19 protein-coding genes are annotated in these 25,477 nt (G+C 40.2%); 4 read left to right on the forward strand and 15 right to left on the reverse strand.

The window, feature by feature from the left end:
* Nucleotides 1–24 precede the first annotated feature (24 nt).
* The 3 genes from fucP to ACIQZD_RS13455 form a co-directional block, all read right to left on the reverse strand.
* The gene (gene fucP, locus ACIQZD_RS13445; protein WP_402903241.1) at nucleotides 25–1,371 is read right to left on the reverse strand and encodes an L-fucose:H+ symporter permease; all 1,347 of its coding nucleotides are present in this window, start codon (nucleotides 1,369–1,371) and stop codon (nucleotides 25–27) included.
* Nucleotides 1,372–1,431: 60 nt separating this feature from the next.
* On the reverse strand, nucleotides 1,432–2,094 hold the full coding sequence (deoC, locus tag ACIQZD_RS13450; protein WP_402903243.1) for a deoxyribose-phosphate aldolase: 663 nt from the start codon (nucleotides 2,092–2,094) through the stop codon (nucleotides 1,432–1,434).
* A gap of 102 nt (nucleotides 2,095–2,196) precedes the next feature.
* Nucleotides 2,197–3,219, reverse strand: coding sequence for a LacI family DNA-binding transcriptional regulator (locus tag ACIQZD_RS13455; RefSeq protein ID WP_402903246.1), 1,023 nt, complete (start codon nucleotides 3,217–3,219; stop codon nucleotides 2,197–2,199).
* Between the two features lie 439 nt (nucleotides 3,220–3,658).
* Between ACIQZD_RS13455 and ACIQZD_RS13460 the strand changes: the two genes are divergently transcribed.
* Nucleotides 3,659–4,411, forward strand: a complete 753-nt coding sequence (locus tag ACIQZD_RS13460; protein ID WP_402903249.1) for a hypothetical protein — start codon at nucleotides 3,659–3,661, stop codon at nucleotides 4,409–4,411.
* Nucleotides 4,412–4,506: 95 nt separating this feature from the next.
* On the opposite strand, the gene ACIQZD_RS13465 is transcribed toward ACIQZD_RS13460, so the two are convergent.
* The 7 genes from ACIQZD_RS13465 to ACIQZD_RS13495 form a co-directional block, all read right to left on the reverse strand.
* On the reverse strand, nucleotides 4,507–6,114 hold the full coding sequence (locus ACIQZD_RS13465; protein ID WP_402903252.1) for a long-chain-fatty-acid--CoA ligase: 1,608 nt from the start codon (nucleotides 6,112–6,114) through the stop codon (nucleotides 4,507–4,509).
* Between the two features lie 62 nt (nucleotides 6,115–6,176).
* Nucleotides 6,177–6,581, reverse strand: coding sequence for a PaaI family thioesterase (locus ACIQZD_RS13470; RefSeq protein ID WP_137018018.1), 405 nt, complete (start codon nucleotides 6,579–6,581; stop codon nucleotides 6,177–6,179).
* An 87-nt stretch (nucleotides 6,582–6,668) separates the two neighbouring features.
* Nucleotides 6,669–7,853 (reverse strand): thiolase family protein, encoded by a 1,185-nt coding sequence (locus tag ACIQZD_RS13475; protein ID WP_402903256.1) that lies wholly within the window; start codon nucleotides 7,851–7,853, stop codon nucleotides 6,669–6,671.
* Nucleotides 7,854–7,923: 70 nt separating this feature from the next.
* Nucleotides 7,924–9,072: an acyl-CoA dehydrogenase family protein gene (locus tag ACIQZD_RS13480; protein WP_402903258.1), complete on the reverse strand. Its 1,149-nt coding sequence runs from the start codon at nucleotides 9,070–9,072 to the stop codon at nucleotides 7,924–7,926.
* Between the two features lie 134 nt (nucleotides 9,073–9,206).
* Nucleotides 9,207–10,379 (reverse strand): thiolase family protein, encoded by a 1,173-nt coding sequence (locus tag ACIQZD_RS13485; protein ID WP_402903261.1) that lies wholly within the window; start codon nucleotides 10,377–10,379, stop codon nucleotides 9,207–9,209.
* A gap of 95 nt (nucleotides 10,380–10,474) precedes the next feature.
* A complete protein-coding gene (locus tag ACIQZD_RS13490) occupies nucleotides 10,475–11,743 on the reverse strand; it encodes an MFS transporter (RefSeq protein ID WP_402903264.1) in 1,269 nt (422 codons plus the stop codon).
* A gap of 93 nt (nucleotides 11,744–11,836) precedes the next feature.
* Nucleotides 11,837–13,435: a long-chain-fatty-acid--CoA ligase gene (locus ACIQZD_RS13495; RefSeq protein WP_402903267.1), complete on the reverse strand. Its 1,599-nt coding sequence runs from the start codon at nucleotides 13,433–13,435 to the stop codon at nucleotides 11,837–11,839.
* 868 nt (nucleotides 13,436–14,303) lie between these two features.
* Between ACIQZD_RS13495 and ACIQZD_RS13500 the strand changes: the two genes are divergently transcribed.
* Nucleotides 14,304–15,086, forward strand: a complete 783-nt coding sequence (locus ACIQZD_RS13500; protein ID WP_402903269.1) for a GntR family transcriptional regulator — start codon at nucleotides 14,304–14,306, stop codon at nucleotides 15,084–15,086.
* Nucleotides 15,087–15,316: 230 nt separating this feature from the next.
* Here the strand turns inward: ACIQZD_RS13500 and ttdB are convergent, their stop codons facing one another.
* Together ttdB and ttdA are read right to left on the reverse strand one after the other, a co-directional pair.
* Nucleotides 15,317–15,928 (reverse strand): L(+)-tartrate dehydratase subunit beta, encoded by a 612-nt coding sequence (gene ttdB / locus ACIQZD_RS13505; protein WP_101221665.1) that lies wholly within the window; start codon nucleotides 15,926–15,928, stop codon nucleotides 15,317–15,319.
* Nucleotides 15,925–16,836, reverse strand: a complete 912-nt coding sequence (gene ttdA / locus ACIQZD_RS13510) for a L(+)-tartrate dehydratase subunit alpha (protein WP_402903272.1) — start codon at nucleotides 16,834–16,836, stop codon at nucleotides 15,925–15,927. The genes ttdB and ttdA overlap by 4 nt, the downstream gene beginning before the upstream one ends.
* A gap of 1,056 nt (nucleotides 16,837–17,892) precedes the next feature.
* Between ttdA and ACIQZD_RS13515 the strand changes: the two genes are divergently transcribed.
* Both ACIQZD_RS13515 and ACIQZD_RS13520 read left to right on the forward strand, forming a co-directional pair.
* Nucleotides 17,893–19,257, forward strand: a complete 1,365-nt coding sequence (locus ACIQZD_RS13515) for a citrate:proton symporter (protein WP_402903275.1) — start codon at nucleotides 17,893–17,895, stop codon at nucleotides 19,255–19,257.
* Nucleotides 19,258–20,057: 800 nt separating this feature from the next.
* Nucleotides 20,058–20,465 carry an Hsp20 family protein gene (locus tag ACIQZD_RS13520; protein WP_402903278.1) on the forward strand — a complete coding sequence of 136 codons (408 nt, stop codon included), beginning with the start codon at nucleotides 20,058–20,060 and terminating at the stop codon, nucleotides 20,463–20,465.
* Between the two features lie 64 nt (nucleotides 20,466–20,529).
* Here the strand turns inward: ACIQZD_RS13520 and ACIQZD_RS13525 are convergent, their stop codons facing one another.
* From ACIQZD_RS13525 to ACIQZD_RS13535, 3 genes are all read right to left on the reverse strand, one after another.
* Nucleotides 20,530–23,661, reverse strand: coding sequence for an SbcC/MukB-like Walker B domain-containing protein (locus ACIQZD_RS13525; protein WP_402903281.1), 3,132 nt, complete (start codon nucleotides 23,659–23,661; stop codon nucleotides 20,530–20,532).
* Complete coding sequence (locus tag ACIQZD_RS13530; RefSeq protein WP_402903284.1) at nucleotides 23,658–24,803, reverse strand: exonuclease SbcCD subunit D; 1,146 nt, start codon at nucleotides 24,801–24,803, stop codon at nucleotides 23,658–23,660. Before ACIQZD_RS13530 ends, ACIQZD_RS13525 begins: the two co-directional genes overlap by 4 nt.
* Nucleotides 24,804–24,968: 165 nt before the next feature.
* Entirely contained in the window at nucleotides 24,969–25,397 is a 429-nt protein-coding gene (locus tag ACIQZD_RS13535; protein WP_137018029.1) for a DUF2621 domain-containing protein, read from the reverse strand.
* Nucleotides 25,398–25,477 lie beyond the last annotated feature (80 nt).

Consider the following 25,477-nt stretch of genomic DNA (forward strand, 5'->3'; position numbering starts at 1 on the left):
CCTGGTCAGATGACAATTTTTAAATCAGACTGATTTCACTGGCTTTTCTGAAGGCTGGACCATTGCATTTTGCTTTTTCATTTCACCGAAGAAATAGCAGCCCACGTAGATAAAGCATGCCATCGATACAAGAAAAGCCAATTGCATGGAACCGAAGAAATCAGATACAAACCCTTGTACTGCAGGGATGACCGCTCCGCCTACAATAGCCATGACGAGGATTGCTCCTGCCGTTTCTGTATATTTCTTATCTTTTATAACTTCAAGTGTTTCAGCATAAATCGTCGCCCAGCATGGTCCAAACAGCATGCTGACAGCAACTGCAGCGTACACAGCTGTCATGTTCGGAACAAACACCACATACGCAAGAAGGGCTGAACCGATGATGGAGTAGCAAATCAATACCTTAGATGGAGAGAAGCGGGTCATCAAGAAATTGGCTATGAACTTCCCTACAAAGAAGGCACTAAAGCTATATACCATAAAGGTTGAAGCTGTACGCTCATTGATGTCAGGATTTAAATCGAGCGCAAGCCTGATGGTAAATGACCAAACCGTCACCTGCATACCGACGTATAAAAATTGTGCAGCAATTCCTTTTCGGAATCGTTTGTTTCCACCTAAGTATTTCAGAGTTTCAATGATTCCAGGTGTTTTCTCTGTAACTTTTCCGCTTTTCACTTCCGGCTTACAGGACGGGAACTTAGTGAAAATAAACAGTATAAGTACACCGATAAGGACAAAAATCATATATCTGTAAGGTTCTAGAGTATTTTCAAGCATTTTCAATCCAAAAGCCTGTGCCTCCGCCGGGGACATAGTCGCCAATTGCGCCTCAAGACTTGCTCCTTTTTGGAAAACAAGGTATTTCCCAAGTAAAATTCCTGAAATCGCACCAATTGGATAAAATGTTTGGCTGATATTCAATCGAAGAATCGCAAATTTGCGCGGACCAATCATGGAACTATATGTATTTGCAGCTGTCTCAAGAAAACCTAAGCCAATCGCGATGGAAAAGATTGCAAATAAAAACATTGTATAGGTAGCCATATGCGAAGCCGGGTAAAACAATGAGCATCCTACAATATAGAAAAGCAAGCCTGTAATTATGGCAAACTTATAATTAGTTTTCTTGATTACCATAGAAGCAGGTATAGCTATCAGAAAATATCCTCCATAAAATGCACTCTGTACTAAAGCACTCGCAAAATCACTTAACTCAAATACATGTTTGAACTGTGCAATCAAAATATCGTTCAAACTGGCAGCTACCGCCCATAAAGGGAAAAGCAGAGACAACAGGATAAACTGAAAAAAAGGTGTACGATTCAAATAACCATCTGGCAGCTGAATTATGTTTTGTTTTTTCATTATCTAACATCCCCTTGTGTCCATAGTTTTTAAATGCGCTTATACGACTCTTAATAAGTATCAGTATCCATCCAATACTGCTTCACCTTTCATAATCCTCACGCCCGAGCTTGCACCGACACGAGTAGCACCAGCCTCAACCATCGACTTCAAATCTTTTAAGTCACGAATCCCTCCGGATGCCTTAACGCCAGCCTTATCCTTAACAATCCTACGCATTAATGCAACATCCTCAACCGTTGCTCCCCCTGTTGAGAATCCAGTAGACGTTTTCACGAAATCGGCACCTGCACGAATTGAAAGTTCGCAAGCAAGAACCTTCTCTTCCTCAGTAAGTAAAGATGTTTCGATGATCACTTTAACAAGTGCCTTTGTTTTAACAGCATCAACAACAGCACGAATGTCAGCTTCAACCTCCTCATATTCGCCTGATTTCAATAATCCAATCGCTAAGACCATATCCACTTCTTCGGCGCCATTTTGTATCGCATTCTCTGATTCAATCACTTTTACTGCAGTCGTTGAGGCTCCTAGAGGACCGATGACTGTACATACCATCACATCGCTTCCTTTAAGTTTCTCTGCTGCCGTTTTCACCCAGACTGGGTTTACACAAACGGAAGCAAAGCCAAATTCTCTAGCTTCTTCACAAAGAGTCACTATCTGTTCTTTTGTTGCCTCAGCCTTTAACAAGGTATGGTCAATCATTTTTGCTGTACTCATTTTAATCTCTCCTCTTTCTTTAGTTAGAATAAAACGCTTTCAATATATAAAAAGGTAGCGGGCGACCAGATGTATTAAACTCCTAGTGCCCTTTTCATATAATCAGAATGTATGATCCACTAACCGGCAAGAATCCCTGATTTTAAGCTCGGGAGACAATAGATACTCCCGCTTCGGAAGCTCCCCTTTGAAACAAATCCGCTCATGCAAAAGCATAAAGGCAATCTCTCCTATAGCATTCATTGGCCTTGCAACTACACTAAGCTTCGGGCTCAAAAATGTCGCTATATCCACATCATCAAAACCTATAAATGACACCTCGCTTCCAAGCCTCCAGTTTAAATCGGCCAGCGCTTTCATACATCCGATAGTCATCATATTGTTGGAAGAAAAAATAGCAGTTGGCCTATCATCAAGCTCAAAAAGCTTTTCAGTACACTGATAGCCACTTTGCTCTCCGAAATCTCCATTAATGACATATCGCTCATCCAATTCAATGTTGTAGTCATCTAGCGCATTTTTATAACCCAAGAACCGTTCTAGCCCAGGGGTCGTGTTCTGTGGACCGCAAATAATTGCTATCTTTTCATGCCCCTGAAGAATCAATTGCTGGACAGCCTGATAGGCCCCCTTCTTGTTATCAACAAGAACAGTATCCACTTCAAATTTTTTGATGCTACGATCAACTGCTACTACAGGAATTTCCTGTTCTTCAAGCAGTTTTAGGTGTTCACCATCTTCATTGGCAGTAGTGATAATCACACCATCCACACCTCGCTCAATAAAATTTCTCACAATCTCTTCTTCGATTTTTGGAGATTCATTTGTACTGCTTAAAATAGTAAAGTATTCTTTTTCACGAGCTTTTTGTTCAATCCCTGCCATAACAAGCGGAAAGAACGGGTTCATGATATCAGGTACAATGACCCCGATTGTATTCGTTTCTTTTCGCTTCATGGTCCTTGCTGCAGCACTGCGAATATAGCCCAGTTCCTCAATGGCCTTTAGAATCCGCTCTTCCGTTACTTTGCGAACGCCTCCTTGGTTATTAATGACCCGGGATACAGTTGCAATAGAAACGTTTGCAAGGTTTGCAACATCCTGAATATTTGGCTTTGACTCCATCTTTTAACACCTCAAAATGTAAACGTTTAGATTTTTTAAAATAAGTGTGTATAAAACAAGTAAAAATTATTAAATTAATTACATTAAAAATGTAAACGTTTAGATTATTCTTGGAATTAGATTACCAGGTTGTTTGTGTAATAGCAAGCTATTTTGTATGCGGTTACATGGAAGTTTTCGTACCGAGTCATTTGAGATGATTTACATTCTAGTCTTTTTTACCTTTTCTGGGTTACTTCCTTTTTTTCGCTTAGTCCATTAACTCGTTCTTTTAATTTTAATAATGGGATAAGTTAGTGCGTACAAGATGGATCTTCACGCACTCTTCTTTCCTTCATTTGCAGAAAAAATGGTATATTATACTTTGACATCAACGGTTTAAGACAAGGAGTGATGAAGCATCCGTACAAGATGTATCATTTCAGCAATAGTTGGGTTATTGCTTATTTTTATAAGTGTAATAGCCTACAATTATTTCGAGTGCGATAAAACTGAAAAAGGGAAAAATTCGGAAGCCAAGGAATCCAAAATTCCTGAGGTGGAGGAATATGGCGGGATCCATCTTAAAAAAGTCGGCGATATGGTTCGCCAAAAAAATTGGGGAACTTTCACATTACTAGAAACGAAGTCCATCAATGAGTCATTTGAATTGGCACCGATGGCCATCACAGTCAAGGATATCCGCAGGATTCAATTATCATCACTCACAGATGAAGCAAAGGAGGAGCTCAAGTCCTATACGGGATTGAGTTTTGAAGAGGCCTATTCGATATATTATAAAGAGAATTTATCCATGGAGGAAATCGATCAACAGGCGGCGTTGTCTAAAACGGATATCGATGAAGAGGTTTCTTATCTAGAGATAACTTATTCCGTTGAAAATAAAGATTCGAAGGAACTTCAGTTCTTCAGCATGGAAAATGTTACTTTCAATGATGATCTTACATATGATGTGCCTTCTAAAAATTTCATCCATTCCGGGGATACTTTTATAGGGACAAAAAAAGTAAGTCGATCAGATTACCAACCAGGAGAATTGAGAAAAGGCACAATTGGTTTATTGGTTGATCCCGAGGCAAACTTAGATCGGCTCGATTCCTTTTCATTCACTACCGATGATATAGCGGATGGTGAGTCTCATGAATTATTGGTGGATGGGACTTCATTTGAAATTCCCCTAAAAGGAAAGTAGTTTTATCGTCTATAAACCCTAAATAAGGGGAACCTCGAAAAAAGGTTTCACTTATTTAAGGTTTCATCCGAGCTCCCTTACGATAACTGATATGTTTATCCCTCCCCGGCAGTAGGGCTCTTCGTTGCTTCCTCCATTAATATTCTGCGCAGAATTTTCCCGACAGCTGATTTTGGCAGTTGCTCCCTGAACTCAAAACTTCGCGGCACTTTATATCTGGCCAATCGTTGCATGCAAAACTCCCTGATTTCCTGCTCCGAGACTGACTTTCCTTTCTTTAAGACTATAACCGCTTTTATCGTTTCCCCACGGTATGAATCCCGTACTCCATAAACACAAGTCTCTTTTACGGCTGGATGCTGATAAATAATATCCTCGACTTCAATTGGATATACATTATAACCGCTTGCAATGATCATATCTTTCTTCCTGCCTACGATATAAAAATATCCGTCTTCATCCATCGTCGCGATATCCCCAGTGTAAAGCCATCCATCTCGCAAAGCTGTTGCCGTTTCCTCTGAGTTTTTCCAATATCCCTTCATTACTTGCGGACCTTTAATGATCAGTTCGCCTGTTTCTCCTGCTGGCAATTCATCAACACCTGATTTCAGATCGACGATTTTAGCATCAGTATTAGGGTATGGAATTCCGATACTTCCTGGTTTTTTCTGTCCTATGACTGGATTGCGGTGGGTAGTGGGGGATGTTTCTGACATTCCAAAACCTTCCAATATTGTAACCCGGAATTTTTTTTCGAACTGATGAATGATTTCTATCGGGAGCGGCGCAGAACCACAGCTGCAGTACTTAAAGCAGCTTAAATCGTCTGCCGTTATATCCGGGTGATTCAGTAAAGCAATATACATGGTCGGGACACCAGGAAAAATGGTTGGCCGATGTGTTCGAATCAAATCTACCACCTTATCTATTTCAAATTGCTCTAATGTGATATAAGTTGATCCGGCATATATGGCACTATTCAATCGTCCATTACCAAACACATGGAATAATGGGGTCAAGCCAAGCATCCGTTCGCCAGGCCTTTGGAGTTGTAGCGCATTTGCCGTGAAGGCAAAGTCTTGAAATACATTCGAGATCAAATTAAAATGCGTGAGCATGACCCCTTTTGATTTCCCTGTAGTCCCTCCTGTATATTGAAGAACAGCCACAGCTTCCTTGGGGTCGATAGCCAGGGCAGGAAGTTCCTTATCTTTCCTTGATAAATCCGTTCCAGTTTCCATTAATTCCTCGGCAGATATGAACGTTAACCTATCAGAAAAACTTGTTAGCACTAATTTTCCCCGCTGTTCCTCACGCCCAATGAACCAATTGGCTTCTGAATCCCGTAATATATAATCCAATTCACTCGACTGATACAGTGGGTTCACTTGAACGACCATACCTCCCAAACGATGAATGGCATAATAGGCAATGATATATTCTAGACAATTTGGCAGCATGATTGCTATACGATCGTCTTTTTGAAATCCTCGGTTGTCTAAATTCACAGCAAAACGATCTGAGGCATCCTTTAATTCCATAAATGTCATTTCCCGATCCCCATCTATTACGGCTTTGCAGGTTGGGTAAAGTTGGGCTGAACGTTCAAGGAGTCCATATAATGACAATGTTGGAATGTCAATTTCAGCAGGAGTTTCTTTCGGATAAAATCCATGCCAAGCTCTAGTCAATTTTTTCACACCTCATTCTTTTCTATTAAAATGGAGCATAGTCACTTGTCAGCCGACTTGATATCCTTGGCTCATTTATCACGAATGATTTTAAAAATTCCTGTGCCCTTTGCAATGATGTTGCCTTCAGTATCTTTTATTTCTCCTTCAGTAAAGGCAATTTTGTATCCTTTTTGAAGGACCTTTGCTTCCGCGAATAGTTCCCCGCTTGATATGCTGGCTAAATAATGTACAGTTAAGCTTGTCGTCACGACTTTAGATTTGGTGACGGAACGAGTCACCATTCCTAGAATGGTATCCAGCATGGTGGCATGAATGCCCCCGTGCAGTGTTCCATTAACATTAAGTAAATGTTCTTCAATGTTTAGCTTTATTGTTACATTCCCTTCTTCAAACCGAATGATTTCAAACCCTATATGTGAAAAGAACGCACTACTTTCGAATTGGTTCCGAATATCCTCCACTTCAACTGGCAATCTTTCTCCCCCCTCACTTATGCGCAATTCAACTTATATACGGAAAGGAGCGGAAACGTATGGGGTTTCCACTCCTTTATCGTTGGCCTATATCGTTTCAATCATGATAGCCATTCCCTGTCCGCCGCCAACACAAAGTGTAGCAACTCCGTATCTTTCTTTCCTGCGATTCAGTTCATATATTAGCGTTGTCACAATCCGGGCGCCTGTCGATCCGACTGGGTGCCCAAGTGCAATGGCTCCCCCATTTACATTAACCTTGTTTTCATCTAGCGATAAATCCCTGATTACTGCCAACGCCTGTGAAGCGAACGCTTCATTTAATTCGAAAAGCCCAATTTCTTCTACTTTTTTTCCGGTGCGCTCCATAAGTTTTCCAACTGCTGGCACTGGACCAATTCCCATCACTTCAGGAGAAACTCCGGCAGTCGCCCAATCGACAATCTTTGCGATTGGCTGTGCTTGCAACCGTTTCGCTTCACTAGCTTTCATTAATACCAATGCAGCTGCCCCGTCATTACGGCCACAAGCATTACCGGCAGTGACGGTTCCGTTTTCCCTGAATGCCGGTTTTAAGCTTGCAAGCTTTTCCATTGTAGTGTCCGGGCGCGGATATTCATCCGTTTCAATGATAAACGTGCTCTTCCTGTCAGATACCTGGACAGGAACGATTTCATCTTTGAACTTACCTTCTTCTATCGCTTGCGCCGCTCTTCGTTGACTTTCCACTGAAAAGGCATCTTGTTCTTCCCTGGAAATGTTGTATCGCTTTGCGACATTTTCAGCGGTGATTCCCATCCCCAAACTTTTCCCATAAATTTCTTGAGGTTGCTGTCCAGCTTCAGTATTAGAATCCACTAACCTTGTCCGGTCTCCCCCAAAACGGGCACTTCTTAAATAAAGGGGTGCACGGCTCATACTTTCCGTACCCCCGGCAACGACTATATTTGCTTGACCTGAGCTTATTTGCTGTGCTGCTGAGGTGATGGCCTGCATTCCGGATGCACATAAGCGGTTTACCGTAAAAGCCGGTGCCGAATCGGGAATTCCTGAGCGCAGTGCTGCAACTCTTGCGACATTCGAGGATTCGGTCGTTTGCCTAACCTCCCCTAAAATGACTTCATCCACTTGTTCAGCTGCAATATTCGCTCGCTTGATCGCTTCTTTGATGGCTATGCTCGCCAAATGACCGGAACTGATCTCTTTAAATGCTCCACCGTACCTTCCAATCGGTGTTCGAACAGCACTAACGATTACGATATCTTCTCCCATTTCGTTCCTCCCCCTTGAAATTCCAGATTCATAGGCAATAGACTGCCTGCCCGAATAAAACAGTAAACACTTAACACTCTTCTAAGACATTCCTAGCAATGATTAAACGTTGGATTTCATTCGTTCCTTCATAGATCTTCGTTATGCGGGCATCCCGATAAAAACGTTCAACTGGATATTCGGCCATATATCCCATTCCGCCATGAATTTGAACCGCTTTATCCGCCACCCGATTAAAAACATCTGAAGCGAACAGCTTTGCCATTGATGCTTCCTTGATCACTTTTTCTCCTTCATCAATCTTTTGTGCCGCCATCATGGTCAATGCTCTTGCGGCTTCCGTTTCGGTTGCCATATCAGCAAGCATCCATTGAATTGCTTGGTTGTCCGCAATTGGTTTTCCGAATTGAATGCGCTCTATTGCATATTTAGCTGATAATTCAATCAATTTACCGCTTGATCCCACTGATCTTGCAGCCAATCCGACCCGCCCTTCAGCTAAAATTTTAAGGGCAGAGATATATCCCATTCCCACTTCGCCGATCACATTTTCTTCAGGTATGATACAATCCTCAAAAATGACCTGTGAGGTATATGATCCTCTTAACCCCATTTTTTTGTCCTTTTTGCCGACAGTCAAACCGGGAAAATCTCTTTCTACTAAAAAAGCAGTAATCCCTCCCTTTGCCCCTTTATCTTTATCAGTTAGAGCGAATACGGTATAAACATCAGCTATCGGCCCATTCGTGATGAAATGTTTCGTCCCGTTCATCACCCAGTAATCATCCTTCTTTTCTGCACTTGTTGCCAAATTGGTTGCATCCGATCCCGCTCCGGGTTCAGATAAAGCAAAGGCTCCAATTTTCGTGCCTGCTGCCATTTCTGGCAAGTATTTATTTTTCAAATGTTCGGATGCAAGCTTAACCAAACCTGTACTGCCAATCCCGGTGTGAGCGCTTATTAAAGAAACGAAACCATTATGGGTCCTTCCTAACTGCTCTAATACCGTAGCCTTTCCTACCGCATTTAAGCCAATTCCACCGTATTGTTCGGGAATGCTTATCCCGAATAAGCCAAGGTCTTTTGCTTTTTCCACCAAATGCTCAGGGATGGCATCTTCTTCTTCAATTTGTAAGGCGTAGGGCTCCACTTCCCTTTCAACAAAATTACGGATCATTTCCTTCATTTGCTGCATTTCATTGGTTAAAGTGATTGTCATGAGTTTATTTCCTCCTTCTGTTCATGTATAGCAGCCATTGTACAAGTTTTCTAAGTAGCGCATATAGAGCTGAATGCTGTGTTATCTAACCATTTAACGGAATTCAATGTATTCTGCTAAACACACTTACAAAATCAAGCTTCACGTTCAATTATCGTAGCGATTCCCTGTCCGCCTCCAATGCAAGCCGTAATAAGAGCAAACCTTCCGGCAGAACGCTTCAATTCATAAACCGCTTTCGTGATGAGGATGGCTCCCGTCGCACCTAGTGGGTGTCCATGTGCAATGGCTCCCCCGTTCACATTCACTCTGGCGGGATTCATATCAAGCTCCCGATTGCAAGCAATGACTTGAGCTGCGAATGCTTCATTAATTTCAATGATGTCCATTTCATTTAAGGAAAGCCCTGATTTCTCCATTACCTTTCTTATAGCGGGAACAGGTCCTATTCCCATATAATTTGGATCTACCCCTGCAACGGCCTGTGCCCTAATCGTCGCTAAAGGCTTAATCCCCAATTCCACCGCTTTTTCCCTCGACATGATGACCAATGCTGATGCAGCATCATTCAATCCCGAACTATTGCCTGCAGTCACAGACCCGCCTTCTAAAAACGCAGGTGATAATTTGGTTAGCCCTTCTTTCGTTATTTGCGGTCGTGGATGTTCATCCAATTTAAATTCGATATCATCACCTTTTCTGACGGGAATGTAAATAGGCGCAATTTGCTCATTAAAACGGCCCTCTTCCACGGCTCTGGCCATATTTTTTTGGCTTTGTAGAGCGAATTCATCTTGTTCTTCCCTGCTGACCTCATATTTTTCCGCTAAGTTTTCAGCCGTGATTCCCATCGGGGGATCGCCGATCGCTTTCGGGGACAACCGTGACTTTCTGAACTGTGGTGGCTTTGCACTGTATGCTTTTTCCGGACGATCCATCAAGTATGGCGCCCTGCTCATGCTCTCGACCCCACCGGCGATATAGACATCGCCTTCGCCAGCCCGGATCGCTTGTGCAGCCAAATTGACAGCATTTATTCCCGAGCCGCATTGACGGTCGACAGTCAGTCCCGGAAGATGAATCGAGAGGCCAGTTTCCAGTGCAGTTAACCTGGCAATGTTTCCACCCCCGCTTAACACATTCCCCATGATTACATCATCTATCATTCGAGGTTCGACATTCGCTCGTTTCAAGGCTTCTTTCATCACTTCTGCTCCAAATACATGGGCAGGAACCGATGCAAGTGCACCTCCCTGCTTTCCAATTGCTGTTCGAACTGCAGAAACTATGACGGCTTCTCTATTCATTTTCCATCCGCTCCTTTTCCTTTTATTCACACCATTATTTGAAGGCATTCCTTCTCTTCACTAGTTTCATTGAATGTAAGCAGGTTCGACCCTGCTTATGAGGACTTAAGGTCAAAGTTATCAGAACTTTTATTTTTAAGTTTCCCGGCCGGTTTAACGAATACCGCAAACAGGATGCCAAAAGCCAGGACAAGGATCGCCATAAACAATATCGATAGGTTATAACCCAATAGTTGATTTCCTCCAGCTAGACTTATGATATAGCCAGTTAATAGAGGGGCAATAATGCCCGCCAGATTTCCTGATGAGGTTAAGATGCTTGTCATCAATCCCCCCCGCTCCTGCATTTCATTGATCATGATCGTTGGTCCGATCGGTAAAATGGCATATGTAAGGCCCTTTGCTAAACACATGGCGACTATCACCCAGATTGGATTTTGAAATTCCATGATTGAGGAAAAGAACAATGCACCAAGAATCATGGCGCCCGCGACGACGAATACCCTTGATGATCGCCAATTCTGATTCTTCTTGAATAAATGATCGGACGCCATCGAAACACCCATATAAATACATACGGAAACGATTCCGATTATCGCAACGCTGGTTCCCATTTGACCTGGAGTCATTTTTACGGCTTCCACTAAATAAATCGGGAGCCAAACTGAAAACCAAACAACTAAAATATATGTTGAAAAATAAGCTAGTGTAGTAAACAAAGCAGTAGGTGAGGCCAGTAGCAGCAAAAAGTCTTTCACTTTTATTTTTTCCAGTTTTTGTTTCTTTTTCTTTTGTACGTTTTCATATACTTCAACTGGATTTTCCTTTGTTAAAAATTGAAAGAGGAAGAACCAAACAAGGCTTGCTGCACCAAGTGCTGCAAAGGCAACCTTCCAGCCGAATATCGTAATTAAGGATACGAGGACCGGTGCCACGATCATCGCACCAACGGTCCCTCCGCCAACCACCACCGAATTGGCAAAGCCTTTCAGTTTTGGCGGAAACCACTTATCGGCATGACTGTAAGCAATCGGGCTATAAGGCCCTTCGAATGCGCCAAGTAAAATCCTGTATAGAATTAATAATGGAAGAGCGGTGATGGCTAAAACACCGAATTGCAAAACGGTCCATGTCAGCATGATGAACCCCAGTACCTTTTTAGCCCCCAGCCGATCAGCCCATGCTGCCCCAAAAATCCCTGTTACTAGGTAGAGCCAATAATAACTGCTTCCAACAAGACCCCACTCCGCATAGGTAAGATCGAATTCCTTCATGATGGGAACAGCTGCGAGACCTACGATCGATTTATCTGCAAAATTGATGACGGCTCCAAAGAATAATAGAATGAGAACAACCCAACGCATATGAATCCCTCCTCTTCTTTATTTTTGTTCACAAACTGGCATGCCTTCCAACGTAAGCTTCAACTTAGATGTTGGAACCACATTCCCCCTCTTTCAATCCTTTTCTAATTCCTCTTTAACTAACAATCTTTTTAATAGTTTACCCACTGTATTTCGCGGAAGTTCTTTTCTCAATTCAAATACTTTTGGTACCTTATAAGGCGTCAATTGGGAATAACAATATCCTTCTATTTCTTCAAGATCAACGGAAGCGCTTTCTTTAGGTACGATGAATGCTTTCACTATTTCGCCTTTTTCTTTATGGGGGATGCCCACCACAGCTGCCTCTTTAATTGCTGGATGTTCATACAGAACCCCTTCTACCTCCTGCGGGTAAATATTGAATCCGCCGACGATGATCATTTCTTTTTTCCTGCCGACGATATAAAAATAACCTTCGTCATCCATCACAGCAAGATCTCCAGTATATAGCCAGTCATTCTGTAAGGCGTTTTGGGTTTCAGCTTCGTTATTCCAATAACCCTTCATGATTTGCGGGCCTTTTATGAGCAACTCCCCGACGCATGTGTTAGGCACTTCATTATTTTCATCGTCAATGATCATACAGTCCGTGCCTGGAAAAGGGATGCCAATGCTTCCTATTTTCCTTTTTCCGAAAGGCGGATTACGATGAGTGGAGGGTGAGGCCTCCGACAAACCGAAACCCTCTCCGATTTTGGCACCGGTCAGCTCCTCAAATCGCTTAATTACTTCAACCGGCAGGGGCGCCGATCCACAAGAACAACTTTTTAAACAATTCAGTCCATAGTTTTCAATTCCAGGATGATTGACGAATGCATTATACATTTTTGGAACTCCTGGGAAGAATGTCGGACGATGCTTTTTTATTTTTGCAAGTACATCTTCAAGTTCGAATTTAGGAAATAAGAGGATGGCAGCTCCAATATAGATACCTAGATTCATTGCACTTGTCATGGCATAAACATGGTAAAGGGGCGTAGCTGCCAAAACGATTTCTTCGCCAGGTTTCAGGGAATCCCCATACATTTCAAAGCTCTGCACAACATTGGAAGTTAAATTATGGTGAGTGAGCATGACACCCTTCATCTTCCCAGTGGTGCCGCCAGTATATTGGATGACTGCAGTATCTTCATGCGGGCTTATCATTTCGGCCTTCTTAATGGCGTCACCGGTCTTAATCATCGTTTGAAGGGAATAAGAGCCGTTTTGATCTTTTTCCGTATCAATGCAAACATCAAATTCAAATATCGCTTTCGTTTCTTCGATTGTAACTGCGGCCGTATGGTCAAATACAATATTCTTGGTATTTGAGTCTATTAAAATTTGCAATAGTTCCCGCGGTTTATACATGGGATTAATTTGTACAACCAACAGACCTAGTGCCTGGGCGGCGTAATAACTGATAATGAAATAAGGATGGTTGGCCATCATCAGACCAATTCGTTCACCTTTAACAAAGCCCATTTCTCTCCATTTACCAGCAAGTTTGTCAACCTGCAATTTTAAATTCTCATAATCCATTGACTGGTCTTCATAAATGATGGCTGTATGGTGTGGAAACTTACTTGCTGTTATATCAAGCAGTGAATAGACGGATATTTCCGGTAGCTTCATAGATTTCATCCCTTCAACATACCACTGCTCCCATGGTTTATTTATCGTTTTTCGCACCATTATCCCCCCACACATAAACGAATTTCATATCGCACATGTTTGTTTTATACTTATATGATTATGCAACTTGCATGCCAAGTCCTACTTTTGTGTAAAATCGCTTAGTATCAAAAACATTCAATTCATTAATGAATTTTATTAGCATATAATGCCTTTCTGTAGAGGATTCATCGAAATGTCAATAATTCATTTTTGAATCTCAAACAAACTCTGATTGGTTTTCTAACATTCTTGAAAAGTAGGTTTTTTCCATATTATAGATTATACCTACTCACAAATCCTGATTTTGATTTTATCATGCTGTATTATAAAATTTGACAAGCCCATCCAGCTAAGGATGGGCAAGTGTAATATTTATTTAAACTTTGCTTACGAGTGTATTAAATAAAAAGCTCAATCTCCATTCCAAGACTTTTTAGCGTAGGCGCATTCGTAGACTGATTTTTCCAGCGCTGAATCCAAGAATCAACCAAGCCACATAACTGGTTCAATCGATCGGACCATCCTGTAAGCTCTAGATATCTCGTTCTTTCACTTGTATCTCTCTTAGTATATGTTTGATGAACACTTCATAAAAACTATGTGTCGAATAAGAAAAGAGGCTGCCGCAGCAACCCCGCTGTTTAAAATCGGCTCAATTCCTCTGGATATAGAGTGTTTTTTTTGTAAATAATAAGATAATCATCACTTATGACCTTTACCAAGACTATCTGTTTTTCAATTTTACCAATTGAGAGAGTGATTGTTTTTCTGTTATGATTTACTTGTAAAGTCATAATATAACCTTTTTAATCATAACCTACTCAACAGTATTTGGTTATGTGTTACATAAAATTTGAAATTTGTCGGGATGAGTGATAATGAAATGAATAATCAAAAAACACCTGATTCTAATGTTAAAAGCCTAGATCAGTCTGACCTTTATCTAGCTGTTCGTTCATTTTTATCTAATTTAGATGTAAATGGAGAGTCACGATTGCCACAACGTGCTTATCTAGCTGTTCGACATGCGATTCGCCACCTTCAATTGCCCCCTGGACAGACTGTGCTAGAGAGGGAAATGGCAGAAATCCTGGGCATGAGCAGGACCCCTGTACGTGAATCACTTGTCCGTTTGGAAACGGAAGGCTGGGTACGGCTCATACCGCGTCGTGGTTTTATTGTTGCACCACTTGTAGCAGATGATCTTCAACAGATTTATGAAGTGGTGGAAGCGCTCGATGGTGTTGCAGGCAGACTCGCTACAGGTCGTGCTACTCACCAAGAGTTAAACCAACTTGAGCATCTGATTGAAGAACAAGAAAAGGCACTAGAACTAAACGATCTGCTTGCATGGACAGAACTTGATGATCAATTTCATAATTATATTGTTGATTTAGCTCAAAACCCACGCCTCAGAGGGATTGTTGACAGTCAGTCTGACCAACTCTATCGCGCACGCTTATACACAATTGGGCTTCGACCAAAGCCAACACGATCAGTGACTGAACATAAGGCGATTTTAGCAGTCATGCGAGCAGGCGAGCCTGAAGGTGTACGAACTATGTTGCAGTCTCATCGCTATAGAGCGCGCAACGAAATTCTAGATGCTCTTCAATCTATGCCTCCATTACCCGAAGAAACGGGAAATAACGAGACTTTTCCATGATATAAGAATCTATCATTATTAATAAAGAAAGGCTGTAGGGATTTCACAGAAATCAACCACAGCCTTTTTTGACAGTCGTACTTAATATTGATAAATCAGTTTTGATCATGTTTATTATCATAAACTAACCCATTATGGAAATTCCGTAATATACTTTTCCGTTATGTTGCTGATGGCGAACTATCGTTTGTGTTTTTTGTAATACTGCACGAGCACACCAACTCCATAACTTACTTGATGAATCTTACTTGTTTACTTATTAACTCATATTGTTCTTCCTTCTTTTTATTGAACTCCACCTTATTTTCTTCAAAGATGTTATTTCCTTCTGTATCAATGGAAACGATAAGAGGACCGAACTCATTCACTTCACATACCCAAAGAGATTCTGGCATTCCAAGGTCTTTCCAGTGTACTTCTCTGATCTGTTCAACCTTTGTTGCCGCATAAACAGCATTTCCGGCTGGATAGACGAGATGCAGTGCTTTATGATTCTTGCATCCTTCTTCAGTGTTCTTCCCCATTCCACCTTTTCCAACAATAAGTTTAACACCTGTTTCTTCGATAAATTCCTTTTCGAATTTTTCCATTCTCATACTCGTTGTTGGACCAATAGAAACAATTTCGTACTGTTCCTTTCCAAGGTCTCTAACAATGGGACCTGCATGAAATATGGCTTTGCCCTTAAGATCTACAGGTAAAGGGATTTTCTCTTCTATAAGTCTCCTGTGGGCAACATCTCTGCAAGTAACCAGTGTACCTGATAGGTAGATGATGTCACCAATTCTTATGTCCTTAAGATCTTCATCTTTTATAGGTGTGGTTAATACTTTTTTACTCATAGTGTTACCCCCTCGTGAGTACTAATTTCATAGTTCAAATTACTGTCAAAGGTGATCTTTCCTCTTCTATGGGACCAGCACCCTGTATTAACTGCAACTCCAATAGTAGAAGGATGTCTTGCTGTATTCACAACATTTACACCCATGACAGATTTAGATCCCTTAAGTCCCTGAGGTCCAAGGCCAATAGCGTTAATTCCATCTTCAAGAAGCTTTTCCATCTTAGCAGCATTTTCATTTTCATTACGACTTCCAACAGGTCTCATAAGAGCTTTTTTAGAGTTCATAGCTGCTGTTTCTACAGAAGTACCGACGCCTACACCAACAAGAAGTGGAGGACAGGCATTAATTCCATAACTAGTCATCCGATCGAGTACAAACTTTACCACACCTTCATAGCCTTCACCCGGCATTAGAACCGTCGCCACTCCAGGAAGGGTACAACCTCCTCCTGCCATATAAGTATAGATTTCCACTTTATCACTGTCTTCTGCAATTTCCCAGAAGATGCTTGGTGAACCGTCACCGATGTTCTTTCCTGTATTGTACTCATCAAATGTTTCTACAGAATTGTGTCGCAATGGAGTTTCTTGAGTTGACTTATACACACTATCCCTCAGAATACTATCTAACTGTCCAATCAGGGGGAAGTTCTGTCCGCACCTAACAAAAAACTGGAGAACACCTGTATCCTGACATGAAGGTCTCTTTAACTCATAAGCTAGCTTTTGATTATCAAACATGGTTTTGTAAATGATTTTTGCAAGCTTATTATCTTCCTCTTCACTTAGTTCTTTCAGTTTATTTTCCACATCATCAGGAAGTTTGTAGCTGACAAGGGAGACAAACCTTGCCATCAAATCAGTCATCTTTTCTTTTTGCTGTAACTTTTCCATAATAACACTCATAATAACTCTCCTTTTTTTATCTTTAATATTTTGTGTAGAAAGAGAAGAAAATTGGTGTTTGTAACTGTCTTTAAAGCTCTTATGAAAGAATTTTCTGACATCAATACTCCGGCTCCAGCTATATCGATTGCTAAGCTAACGCGAGTGAACTCACAAATAATAGGATCGTGTAAAGGCTTTTCTAAATCCTTTAGCATCCACCATATGCCCATTTTCGATATACCCACGACCTTAAAGGGAGAAATCGCTTTCAAAAGAAAATTTCACGCCTGATGCTTGAGCTAAATGAGTCAGTACATGAACCATATTGTTTATCTCCTTTCAAATTTCTTCATCAGGGATAGATGCAAAACAGGTTTTTCCTTCATTGCTAGCTCTCCTACCACTATTAACATCTCTTGCATGTGAATCAGGGTAATGTAAATATCTTATGAGCTAATTATTAAATAACGTATACATTAAAGTCAATGGTTTTATTTCATATTATAAAATTAATTTCTGAATAAAAACGAAACTTCTCTATATATAATGTATCTTTCTATATTTTTTTATAAATTTCCCATCAAAAAGGTTGAATATTCTAAAAATTAAGTTGACATTAACGTATACATTAATATACAATCAGATTTAGAAATACAAGGAATGATATTATTGGATGCGCTTGCAAATAAAATTTCCATTTGTAATCATTCTTAAGCTGGAGAACTTAGATTTTAGAAAAAAAGTCCTGTCACTCAAAAATTTAAGAAATGGAGGTGTACGAAAAAAAAGAGAACGTTTTAGTAACATTGCCCTACCAATGTATTCTCCTACATCACACGATTTGTTTTTCGTATTATCATAAGGGATGAACATTTTTGTATACGCTTCCATTGCTAACAAGTTAGTTTCATCAAGTAAATGAAAAAGAACCTAGAACCTCATATAAAGTTGGCCCTTCTGATAAGGTTCTGGATAAAAGATAAATATATTAAAAGCTTAATAGCGTAGTAATATGCTTAACCACTTAAAATTACAAATACCTTAAGTTCATACTTTATACGGGAGCTGGTTTGTATGTTAACATTCCTAGCATTATTAATGATCATTGTATTCATTGTACTTCTCTCAAAAAATAAATTATCTGTTTTCGGGGCATTAACAATTATTCCATTTGTTTTTGGAGCAATTGCAACCTTTGTAACGGGCGCTTCCTTTTTGGATCTGTTTGAATGGATTAAAGAAGGTATTTTATTTAGTGTAGATGAAGAAACAGGAAAGGTTTCTACTGGGGTTATTTCACCTGCTATTGTTATCTTATTTGCGGTGTTGTATTTTGGTTTAATGCTTAATGTCGGTTTGTTTGACCCTTTATGTGAATTCTTTATAAAAAAAGCAAAAGGGGACCCATTGAAAGCTACAATGGCAACCGTTTTAACTGCGACAGTAGTCACTATGAATGGTGATACTACTACAACTATTATCATTTGCGTTGCTGCTTTCCTTCAACTTTATAAACAAATGAATATTAAGCTAATTTATTTAGCAGTAATTATTGTTACCCCTATTGGAATTTTTAATCAGTTACCATGGGGAGGCCCAACAATTGCTGCAAGCACAGCAATGGGTGTAAGTATTAGCGAATTATTTAAAGATTTATTGCCAGGAATGCTGGTTGCTGAAGTATTTGCAATTTTTATGGCTTATTTTATCGGAATAAAAGAAAGAAAACGTTTAAACTTTGATCCTAAAACTGCTAAAGATATTTCCCCAGAGCAATTGGAAAGTATGTTAAACGCTATTCGTCTAAAAGATCCTGAATTAAAGAGACCTAAACTATATGCTTTTAATTTGATTTTAACGCTTGCTATTTTAGTTATGCTTGTGATGGATGTTGCACATGGCGGTGTTTTATTTGGTATAGGTGCAGCAATTGCCCTTACGGTAAACTATAAGTCTACAAGTCTTATTAATAAACGAATTGATGACTTAGCAGCAGATGCTTTAGCACCAGCTTTGGCAACTTTGGCTGCCGGGGTTTTCTCTGGCGTTTTAACAGGTAGCGGGATGTCAACTGCTTTAGCAACATCTATTACAGCTATGATCCCAGAATCATTAGGCTCAAATATGGCACCAATCTACGCATTAATTGCAGCACCTGCAATTACATTTTTACCGCAAGATGCTTTCTACTTTGGGATTGCCGGCGTTATGTCAGATGTTATGGGCCAATATGGAATTTCTGCTAGCGAAGCAGCTGTAGCTTCCATGGTGGGACAAGCATTCCGCCTAATTTCACCAGTTATTCCAGCTCTATATATGTTAGTTGATTCTACGGAGACAAACTTTATAGACTTTCAAATAAAGTATGTAATTTATGCTTGGCCCATTATACTTATATACCTAGTTGTTTATACATTAACCGGGGCATTGCCGATATAGAAAAAAGTCCTTATTAGAGCTTGATTGAAACAAGTATCTTCCATTTCATAGCAACACAAATAGAAGAGTTGACCAATTGTTTTTGGATCCTCCTCTTCTCGAGCACCATCGCAAAACATGATAGAACGCGTGAAAACAACCGTGGTATGAGCTGCTAATACATCATATACTGCGTGATTGGAATTACTTTTAGGTGCATTCTATCAAAGTCTTGTGCTGCTACTGAATTTAAGGCGTGTTTATTGAAAAGAGGAAAAAAGGATTACACAAATTAGTCAAGACCAATTTGTGTAATCCTTTTTTTTATCCAAGCAAAATATCTCTAAAAGTTACGACGCGGAATCAAAGAATTCCTTATCGGAATTCACTAGATTACTATTTACAGGAAGGATCTCGTTTTCTTGACTTTTTTGCCATTATCATTACCTCCTAACTATATATCTAGTGAATCCATAATAAACTAAGTTTCAACTTGATAAATTCCAAAAGTGATCAGTGGGATTTCAGATAGAGTATTTTCAGAATCGCAATTATTTTTGGTTAATTATTTAAAATGACATTTGTAATTGTATTAACTTTAATGGCAGTAAGGTGCGAGCATGATCGATCAACTTGATTGTTTATAAAAAATGACCAACTCATTTAGAATTGGTCATCACTTTTTTATTGAACATTGGTTGCTTTTTCATTTTTCAACCACGTTTTCGCAAAACTTTTTATCATCATCCATTTCACTTTTTCAATCACCATTCTTCATCCTCCAACATATAATACCTCAAAGGAAAACCGGGGGTATCAACATGCAAGACAATCAACATGGATCGCAAATGAATGAGGTTGAAAAGTTTGATGAATGGGTAAAAAGTTTTTTTCTGGATCCGGAAACTTGTGCGTTGGATCATCAACTTTTTTCAATTGATATATACGAAAGTGACGATGAGTATATGGTGGAAGCGGTTTTGGAAGATCATGATGTGAAAGATATTAAAGTATGCCTAAGTGATAATGAGCTATCGATCATCGTTGACGATACTGATAAGCCATTTCTTGAAAAAAAAGAAGATAAACTACCCACACAGAGAAAAATCCCTTTCCCCTTTTCGATTTGCTCACGCAGAATTACCGCTGAATTCTCGAATCCGATTTTGGTGATTCGCATCCATAAGTTTTCCCCCGGAAAAACAGCTGAAGATATTAACATTGAGTAGTCCGTTCATTAAAAATAAAAAGAATGGCCTGGGGAACCTCCCCTTAGCCATTCTTTTTTCTTGATTACCCAGCAAAATAAAAGGACGTCCGACTTCCTTTTTGTGTCGAAATTACTTGAAGCTGGGCATCGATTCTTTCTTTCAATTCCGGGACATGGGATATTATCCCGACCAATCTCCCGGTGCTTTGTATATCCATTAATGCTTCAATTGCATGATCAAGAGATTCAGGGTCGAGCGTACCGAAACCTTCATCGATGAACATCGTTTCAAGTGAAATTCCGCCAGCATTCTGCTGGACAACATCCGCAAGACCCAAGGCAAGTGCAAGGGAAGCCTTAAAGCTCTCTCCTCCCGAAAGGGTTTTGACATGCCTCTCTTGTCCTGTATATTGATCATACACAGATAACTCCAGACCGCTCTGGATATTCCTGCGTGTAGGATCAAGCTTTCGCAATAACTGATATCTGCCGCTTGTCATTTTCAGCAGCCTTGAATTGGCTTCTTTTAGGATATCATCTAAAAAGGCTGCCAGTACATAACGTTCAAAAGTTATTTTGAAGGAGTTTTGACCTTTGGAAATCTCAGACAGATGACCGACGATACTGTACCTTTCATCCAAACTTTTCTGTTCTTCCCTGATTTGCGCCAATTTCCTTTCGATTTCTTCGTTAGTCCGTTTTTCAGCCTGCAACTCATTCTGATTTAGGCGTAAAGACTCCAATTCTCCATCTATGAAATCGAAAGTCTTTTTCAATCCTTCAAGATCCGGTTTGGTCACATCTTTTAATTTCATTTCCAAATCATGAAACAGACTTAAAACACTTTGCCAATTTTGATTATACTGCTGAACTTGGTCTTCCAAATTCCCAAGAGCAGCTTCCGATTTTTTTGCTGCCGTATATTCTTTATAATTGGAAAAGCCCTGATTGGTCATTTCCGTAATTAACTTTTCTCGCTCCTCTTTCAATTCTGTCTTGAAAGCTTCTATATTTCCACTTAAGGATTCTGTTTTTGCAATGATGGCCGATTCTCTTTCCTTCACCAGTTGAAGGTTTTTTTGTGCATCTTCCAAGGCTGATTGTAAGCGTTTCTGTGTTTTTACAGCCATTTGGTAAGCAGCATTATATTCTTCCTCTGTCCGTATTCCGTCTGGCAGGGAATCGGTTAATCCTGTTAGTTTTGTAGAGTTTTCAATATACCTGGTTTTCCCTTCGTCCTCTTTTCTTTCTAAAGAGATCAGATTCTCCTTTAGCTGGTTTGCCTTGTCTTTTAAATCCAGCAACCTTTTTTCCAGATCATTGAATACAGACTTTTTCCGCATCAATTCTTTAAGATGCTCTTGCAGAACTTTTCCTTTTTGTACAAACTGTGTCAAATGCTCTTCAATATCCTCAAACCTAAACTCCGGCATGTCATTTTGTAAGTCACTAAGCTTTTCTTGTGAAGACTCTGCCAGTGCATCATATTTGGATTTCGCTTGATAATATTCACTTTCCGCTTGGCTCTTTTGTTGTTCCGCAGATTTCAGTTTGTTTTCTTGCTCTTTCAGTTCCAAATCTGTCGGCATATGCTCATGCATTTGCGCAGGTTTTGGATGACTTTGCGAACCGCAAACAGGACAATTTTCTCCAGAGTGCAGCATGGAGGCAAGCATGCCCGCTTGGCCTGATCGCCAATTTCGATTCAGGGTTTCCAGTTTTTCCTTCTCCTGAGTTTGTATTCTTTGTAACTCATGGAACCGATTATTCTTTTCATCCAGAACCCGTTTCGTATTAGTGATTTCATTAAGAACTTCTTGAAGCTTTTTAATTTTCGATAACGATGAATTATTTCTTTCTGCTTCAATTTCCTGATCACGATAAAGGGCAGCAGCTTTTTCCGCTTCTGTTTTTTCTTGAGCGACTTTCTCTGCTTCCGCTTCAATCGACAGATGTTCCGAAACAGTTTTTTCACGAAGTCGTTTACTGGTTTGCCACTCTTTTTCGTCTAAAGTAACCTGTGCTTTCAAGCTTGCAAAAGTCATGACAGCCTCTTTTACCTGCTCAAGCTGATGAACAGTTCGGACTGCCTGCTCTCTTTCATTTTCCTTCAACATTTCCTTATCATAGGAATCCTGCTTCTCAATGCGCTCAGCCCGTAACTTCTCGGACTGCTCACTTAACTTTTGAAGTTCGGCATTAGCATCTTGTACTTGTTTGCCGATACGCAAATAGTATTGTTCCTGCTTTTCAAGCGATGCCGCTTTGTGTGCCATTTTTATTTGTACTTTCACTAGTTCCATTTCTGGCAGCTTTGCTTCAAGAGCCTCCTTTTCTTTTCGCAGTGTTTCTTTTTCCGAAAATCGATTTAATAAATCGACAGCTTTTGAAAGTTCTTGATTTACTTGATCACGAGCTTTTTGCTTTTCCTGTATTTGTTTATTTATATACTCATTTTTTTCTGTTGCTTGCAAAATGACTTCCTGTAACAAGGGCAAGACCTGCTGTTCATTAGGCTCTTCCCCTTGTAATTGCTCCTGCAATTCTTCATGATTGCCAGGCTGGATGCCTTTCATTAATTCGATTCTCCGCTGAGCACTTTTTTCACTTTGCTTTCTTAGGATGGAAGCCTCTTCTTTTAATTTTTCTTCAATTCGCTTATAAAGTTCAGTATGAAATAATTTCTGAAGAATCTGTTCCTTATCCTTGCTGTCGGAAGTTAACAGTTTTCGGAATTCATTCTGAGGAATCATCAGGATTTGCCGGAATTGATTCGCATCAAGTCCAATGAGTACTTTTATTTTTTCTTCAACTTCTCGTACATTTGCACCCAGCAATTTTTTCCCTTCGGCCAATATCTCATATAATTCAGCCTTTGCTCCAACCGTTGTTGTTCCTTCACCTGCTTTTTTCTTGCGTTCCTGCTGCGGCGAACGGGTCACCAAATACGTTTTTCCACGCAGGGTAAATTGTAATGAGACTTCCGTCAACATATCATCTTCTGCAAACTGACTTCGCAAATCTTGCCCGCTACGATCTTCACCGCTGGCTTTACCATATATCGCAAAACTAATCCCATCAAATATCGTTGTTTTCCCTGCGCCTGTCTTTCCAGAAATGACAAACATGGTCCGTTCTCCAAGGGAATTAAAATCAATGGTTTCCCTTCCTGCATATGGTCCGAATGCCTGCATCGTTAAAATATCCGGTCTCATTTCAAAGCCTCCTCTTTCTTAACAGCTTCAATTACCGAAACCATCAAATCCTGCTTTTTGGAGTCAAAGTCCCGATCTGTCATTTCTTGATAAAACGTCTCGAACAGGTCCAATTCCGATTTCCGTTCATCTTTTACAGAAGAGAAGGAATTTTTTTTCCTAAGGTCGGTCAAATCCCATTTACGTTCTAGATGTAGTACGTTCGGATAAATCTGGCGCAAGCGATTAATGGGATCGATGAGTGCCCCCTCATCATTTAGTGTTATTTTTAAATAGTCATCCATTTTTTGCGATTGATAAAAAGCGGGATCAAGCAACTCTTCCATCGAACCGGATATTTCCCTCATATCGAACTTGGGTGCCAAAGAACGATAGCGTATATCAAAGCTTCCATCTTCTTTCATATCGACGATTGAAAGCGACTTATTCTGCTTGGCCTCGGAAAAAGAATATTTTAATAGTGATCCAGAGTAAAACACCTTAGGATGACGTATCGCGTCTGGACTATGTAAATGCCCAAGTGCCGTATAATCGAACGCATCGAATAAGTCGGATGAAACACAGCCAGAACCACCTACCGACAAGACCCTTTCCGAATCGCTCGTTTTTCCGCCTAATACAAAAGCATGTCCTACGAAGACATTCGGCTCATCCTTATTGAAATTCTCAGCAATCGTACCGGTTATCCGCTTCATCGCTTCTTGATGGGAATGGATACTATCATCTTCAAAAAGATGGCGAACCGTTCCGGGTTCTGCATATGGAACACAATAAAAGTTCACGCCCTTGATGCGAACCGGCTCACATTCTTTTGTCAATTTCCCATGAATGTATAACTGACTATGACGATACCATGATGAACCGAATGAAAGTCTTTCCGCAGAATCATGGTTTCCCGATATCGCAACGATCGGTGTATTCATTTTCACATTAATCGTATAAAGGATTTCATCAAGAAGCTCCACCGCTTCAGTCGGCGGAACGGAACGATCATATAGATCACCGGCAATCACAACCGCATCCGGTTTTTCCTCTTCGACAATTTCTATGAATTGCAAGAGCGCATGCCTTTGGTCATCTGTCATATGTACCCCGTGAACGATTTTCCCTAAATGCCAATCAGCCGTATGGATAAATTTCATAGTTTCACTCCGTCCTAATTTTTACTACTTACTATTATTATATCAAAAATTTTATGAATAGCATGGTTTGGGTACAGACGTTCTAATTATTACCACACTGCACCATTCTTTTGAATTATTCAGAATAAAAAAAGCAAACTCCAAAAGAGTCTGCTTTTTTCATCATTAGCTGAATAAGTGTTCATATGGACCCATATTCACCTTTCTTTCAGCTAATTTTTTTTGTAAAAATTTATGGTCACGTTTTGGTGTGGCAATGATATAGCCGCGTATCACTAAATCTTCCGTAATATCGCCCGCTTTTTCCTTTAACGCCAACTCTCCAATTTTCCCAGCGATTTTATGACGTGCAACATCACGAAAAAGTTCTGGCACAGGGCTCACTAAATCTTCTAGTAATTCCTTTTGCTGCTTTGACCATAAGTGCTTTGTTTGCTCCAAATAGTATTCTTCCCAATCCATATCGGATTTCCCATCTTCTTTGGGAAATCTTTTCAGGAACTTTCGAAACATGAAAAAGCCACCTATGCTCATCAATATTATTAAAAGGGCTACCCAAAATAGAATAAACCATAAAAACCATCCGCTAAGCAAAGTACCACCTCATATGTATAGAATGATCGTCACTATTATTATAGACAGTAACCCATATCTTTACAAGACTGGCAATGCAA

It is taken from the genome of Peribacillus sp. NPDC096447 (assembly GCF_044762725.1).
In the GTDB taxonomy this organism is placed as follows: domain Bacteria; phylum Bacillota; class Bacilli; order Bacillales; family DSM-1321; genus Peribacillus.

Excerpts from the sequence above, each read along its gene's own strand:
- ACIQZD_RS13490 (WP_402903264.1), bottom strand. The coding sequence starts at position 11,743 with ATGCGTTGGGTTGTTCTCATTCTATTATTCTTTGGAGCCGTCATCAAT.
- ACIQZD_RS13515 (WP_402903275.1), top strand. The coding sequence starts at position 17,893 with ATGTTAACATTCCTAGCATTATTAATGATCATTGTATTCATTGTACTT.
- ACIQZD_RS13500 (WP_402903269.1), top strand. The coding sequence starts at position 14,304 with ATGAATAATCAAAAAACACCTGATTCTAATGTTAAAAGCCTAGATCAG.
- ACIQZD_RS13485 (WP_402903261.1), bottom strand. The coding sequence starts at position 10,379 with ATGAATAGAGAAGCCGTCATAGTTTCTGCAGTTCGAACAGCAATTGGA.
- ACIQZD_RS13520 (WP_402903278.1), top strand. The coding sequence starts at position 20,058 with ATGCAAGACAATCAACATGGATCGCAAATGAATGAGGTTGAAAAGTTT.
- ACIQZD_RS13455 (WP_402903246.1), bottom strand. The coding sequence starts at position 3,219 with ATGGAGTCAAAGCCAAATATTCAGGATGTTGCAAACCTTGCAAACGTT.
- fucP (WP_402903241.1), bottom strand. The coding sequence starts at position 1,371 with ATGAAAAAACAAAACATAATTCAGCTGCCAGATGGTTATTTGAATCGT.
- ttdB (WP_101221665.1), bottom strand. The coding sequence starts at position 15,928 with ATGAGTAAAAAAGTATTAACCACACCTATAAAAGATGAAGATCTTAAG.
- ACIQZD_RS13525 (WP_402903281.1), bottom strand. The coding sequence starts at position 23,661 with ATGAGACCGGATATTTTAACGATGCAGGCATTCGGACCATATGCAGGA.
- ACIQZD_RS13480 (WP_402903258.1), bottom strand. The coding sequence starts at position 9,072 with ATGACAATCACTTTAACCAATGAAATGCAGCAAATGAAGGAAATGATC.
- ttdA (WP_402903272.1), bottom strand. The coding sequence starts at position 16,836 with ATGAGTGTTATTATGGAAAAGTTACAGCAAAAAGAAAAGATGACTGAT.
- ACIQZD_RS13530 (WP_402903284.1), bottom strand. The coding sequence starts at position 24,803 with ATGAAATTTATCCATACGGCTGATTGGCATTTAGGGAAAATCGTTCAC.
- deoC (WP_402903243.1), bottom strand. The coding sequence starts at position 2,094 with ATGAGTACAGCAAAAATGATTGACCATACCTTGTTAAAGGCTGAGGCA.
- ACIQZD_RS13475 (WP_402903256.1), bottom strand. The coding sequence starts at position 7,853 with ATGGGAGAAGATATCGTAATCGTTAGTGCTGTTCGAACACCGATTGGA.